Here is a 3,254-nt window from a genome sequence, read left to right as displayed (position 1 = left end):
ATGGGCAAGGCTTTAGATGCAGAAGAAAGATTGCACGTTTGCTTTAAAATGATCGCAAGCATGATGAGCGAAAAGCACTTTAAATGTGACTTGTTCCATTTTAGAGATTTGTTTAAGATAAGATATAACTCATTGAGATGTGTCATAGTATTCGTCGTTAGAAAACAATTATTGTGACATTATTTCAATGAGTTATCTATTTTTGTCGTGTACAGAGATATTTTTTATATTCCTGATATTGTGCTGTACTTTTTATCGCAGCTTGAATTTTTTCACGTTGTTGTGCAGTTTCACGACGTACTTGGCTACGTTTACGTTGCCAACGATCATGCTGTGATTGGGTTTCGGCATCAAGTAAATAAAGAACGGCTGCTCCGATAGCAACACCTGCGAGTATTGGTAGCATTTCATTTCCCCTTTGTTCAACCAACATCTTTTAGATCTAATTGTGGACGAGATAGATCAATACCAAATTGATGATACGCATCCATGAGTGTTTGATTTAAACGTGAGGTTTCTTCACGGTTTAACTCAATTTGTTTAAGCATCTGTTGCCACACTGACATCAATGTCGTTTTGTTCGTTGGATCTTGTTCTTGTGCAATCAAATTTAAGATCATTATGCATTGCTCTTGGGCATGATCTTGCTGTTGTTTTTGCAAGGCAATAAATTGCTTATTGTGTTTTAAGCAAGTTTTGAATGCGCTAGATAATGCATCAATACGTTTGATTTCTTTCTTATGATTGAGCTCAATCTCTGCACGTATGATCTTTGACTGCTCATGCATTTGTTTGCGTTGAAATTCTAATTCAGCAACAGCACGTTTATAGTGTGCAATTTCACTCACCATATTACTAACGGCTTTAATGCCTTCTTGTACTGCCATTAAGCCCGCAGTTTGTGGAACTAAAGGATTCATTAATATTTCTCCATACGCTTTTAAACGTCAAATGAATGGTGCGATTTAGCAACTGAAAAGGATGTAAATAATCAATGGATACAATACAAAATCCATGGTTTTTTTCCTGTTTTTATTTTTTGAGCAGGCTGAAGTCCCGGTTGCGGAACATGGTCAGGACTTTGCCATTGGTGGCTGTGACCAAATGCATGCCATTCATATTTTTAAGCATCGGGCAAATATCGGCATACTTATTTATTTCTTTATGACCAATGCTGTAGTAAATCGCATGGCGGTGAAATTGTTTACGACCAAAACGTAATAAGTGTGCAATATGCTGTTGCTGTATACCGCGTTGTGTACGTCGTTTATAGGCATGTACGCTTAAGCCTAATGCAATATCTTCGAAATTCAAATAACACGTCATTTTCTTACCCTCTAGTTCGCTTGGTGTATAGAGAATAAGAGATATTTTTGATTTATTTTTTAAACGTAAGCTTATAAAAAGCCATCAAGATGGTGTCTTGATGGCTTTTAAAATTGCTTATTTAGGGAAGTTGTCAACGGCATTCTAAAACTGACCCCTTTTACCTTACAAATGGCGAAGTAAAATTGCCCCCCTTTGATCTCGTATTAAGTTTCAACCTGGGGCTGAATCCCTTATCTACAGGGAAGTATCCAAAACAGATACTATCGAGGGTTCACGTCTAACTCAAGCAAAGCTTTCGTCTTGCACTCGGGCAAAGCAGTGCTTTGCTGTTCCTCGTTCATCCCTTATCTACAGGGAAGTATCCAAAAACAGATACTATCGAGGGTTCACGTCTAACTCAATCGAAGCTTTCGTCTTGCACTCGGGGAAAGCAGTGCTTTGCTGATCCTCGTTCATCCCTTATCTACAGGGAAGTCTGTTCAGACATTGGATTCGTGACTACTATACTGTTTTCAATGGTCTTAATCCCTTATCTACAGGGAAGTATCTAAAATAGATTGCATATTCCTGCATAAACATACCACCCATTCTTGTTCGTAACGTACCAGTCGTTCCTTTCGTAATGAGCCGAAAATGAATAAACCACAAACAGTAGATGCACAATTTAAACTTAGATTACCAACAACATTAAAGTTAAAAATTGAAAATGAAGCTCAAGGCTTGAAACGATCTATGAATGCTGAAATTGTGGCACGATTAGAAAATAGCTTTAACTTTAAAAAATTAGACAATAATAGTGTATTGAACCAATATCAACTTATTGATCGCAAGAAAGAACTATCAAATCGCTTAACTAAAGCAATAGAGTTGTTTAATTCATTACAGGTAAAAGAAATTAAATATACACACATTGCTGAACAACTAGGATATGAAACTGCTGAACCTGTATTAGATTGGATACAAGGTAAACATGAACCATCTTTCCATCAACTTCGAGAAATAGCAGAGTATCTAAAGGTTAATCCGTCTTGGCTTGTACATGGTGATGGTGAAATCAGCACTTGAATAATAGTACCATTATTGATACTATTTAGAGATTGGAATTATTGAGCATATTAATGGCTAATATTGATCAACTCATAGAGCAAATGCGGAATAATCCAAAAAATATTCGTTTTGTGGATTTAATCAAGGTTTGCAAACAGTATTTTGGTGAGCCAAGACAAACAGGTGGTAGTCACACCGTATTTAAAACACCGTGGCAAGGCGATCCTCGTATAAACCTTCAAGATGATGGTGGGAAAGCTAAACCATACCAAGTGAAGCAAGTTTTGGCTGCACTCGATAAACTTAACGTATTGTGAGGTGGAAAATGGATAGTAAGCAATATACTTACCGTGTTATGTGGTCAGCAGAAGATAATGAATACGTTGGACAATGTGCTGAATTTCCATCATTATCTTGGCTTGATGCAGATCAATCTAAAGCATTTTCAGGTATTGTTAATGTTGTTGCTGAGGTTGTAGCCGATATGATCAGTAATAATGAAAAAGTACCAGTGCCACTTTCAGAGAAGAAATATAGTGGTCGTTTTGCTGTACGTGTTCCATCAATGGTTCATCAAAAACTAGCATTAGAAGCAGCAGAACGTGGTGTAAGTATGAATCGTTTAGTATCCGCAAAATTAGCTATGTAACCAGTTAAAAGGATATGAGATTTTGTCTCATATCCAAGTGGTTCAAGAAATAGGAATGACTGGTATGTTACGAACAGGAATAGGTGGTCGTTTTATCCAGTATTTTGCAATAGATACTATCGAGGGTTCACGTCTAACTCAAGCAAAGCTTTCGTCTTGCACTCGGGCAAAGCAGTGCTTTGCTGTTCCTCGTTCATCCCTTATCAGCAGGGAAGTCTGTTCAGACGTA

The 3,254-nt window shown here is 37.3% G+C and carries 6 protein-coding genes and 1 pseudogene; 3 read left to right on the top strand and 4 right to left on the bottom strand.

Annotation, left to right across the window (positions count from 1 at the left end; translation table 11 throughout):
• The 4 genes and pseudogenes from F972_RS14960 to F972_RS02355 all read right to left on the bottom strand — a co-directional run.
• A pseudogene (locus F972_RS14960) lies at positions 1-146 on the bottom strand (IS4 family transposase); the annotation flags it as partial.
• Between the two features lie 50 nt (positions 147-196).
• Positions 197-406: a hypothetical protein gene (locus tag F972_RS02365; RefSeq protein ID WP_004681134.1), complete on the bottom strand. Its 210-nt coding sequence runs from the start codon at positions 404-406 to the stop codon at positions 197-199.
• Between the two features lie 16 nt (positions 407-422).
• A complete protein-coding gene (locus F972_RS02360; protein WP_004681133.1) occupies positions 423-920 on the bottom strand; it encodes a hypothetical protein in 498 nt (165 codons plus the stop codon).
• Positions 921-1,032: 112 nt separating this feature from the next.
• Positions 1,033-1,326, bottom strand: a complete 294-nt coding sequence (locus F972_RS02355) for a hypothetical protein (protein ID WP_004681132.1) — start codon at positions 1,324-1,326, stop codon at positions 1,033-1,035.
• A gap of 636 nt (positions 1,327-1,962) precedes the next feature.
• Between F972_RS02355 and F972_RS02350 the strand changes: the two genes are divergently transcribed.
• The 3 genes from F972_RS02350 to F972_RS02340 are packed head-to-tail and all read left to right on the top strand — an operon-like array spanning position 1,963 to position 3,025.
• Entirely contained in the window at positions 1,963-2,394 is a 432-nt protein-coding gene (locus F972_RS02350) for an Arc family DNA-binding protein (protein ID WP_004678288.1), read from the top strand.
• Between the two features lie 53 nt (positions 2,395-2,447).
• Complete coding sequence (locus tag F972_RS02345) at positions 2,448-2,693, top strand: hypothetical protein (protein ID WP_004678286.1); 246 nt, start codon at positions 2,448-2,450, stop codon at positions 2,691-2,693.
• Between the two features lie 8 nt (positions 2,694-2,701).
• The gene (locus F972_RS02340; protein ID WP_004678285.1) at positions 2,702-3,025 is read left to right on the top strand and encodes a type II toxin-antitoxin system HicB family antitoxin; all 324 of its coding nucleotides are present in this window, start codon (positions 2,702-2,704) and stop codon (positions 3,023-3,025) included.
• Positions 3,026-3,254 lie beyond the last annotated feature (229 nt).

This window comes from Acinetobacter sp. CIP 102529 (assembly GCF_000368325.1).
Taxonomy (GTDB): domain Bacteria; phylum Pseudomonadota; class Gammaproteobacteria; order Pseudomonadales; family Moraxellaceae; genus Acinetobacter; species Acinetobacter parvus.
This window is presented reverse-complemented; position numbering and strand designations above follow the sequence as displayed.

Excerpts from the sequence above, each read along its gene's own strand:
- F972_RS02350 (WP_004678288.1), top strand. The coding sequence starts at position 1,963 with ATGAATAAACCACAAACAGTAGATGCACAATTTAAACTTAGATTACCA.
- F972_RS02345 (WP_004678286.1), top strand. The coding sequence starts at position 2,448 with ATGGCTAATATTGATCAACTCATAGAGCAAATGCGGAATAATCCAAAA.
- F972_RS02355 (WP_004681132.1), bottom strand. The coding sequence starts at position 1,326 with ATGACGTGTTATTTGAATTTCGAAGATATTGCATTAGGCTTAAGCGTA.
- F972_RS02340 (WP_004678285.1), top strand. The coding sequence starts at position 2,702 with ATGGATAGTAAGCAATATACTTACCGTGTTATGTGGTCAGCAGAAGAT.
- F972_RS02365 (WP_004681134.1), bottom strand. The coding sequence starts at position 406 with ATGCTACCAATACTCGCAGGTGTTGCTATCGGAGCAGCCGTTCTTTAT.
- F972_RS02360 (WP_004681133.1), bottom strand. The coding sequence starts at position 920 with ATGAATCCTTTAGTTCCACAAACTGCGGGCTTAATGGCAGTACAAGAA.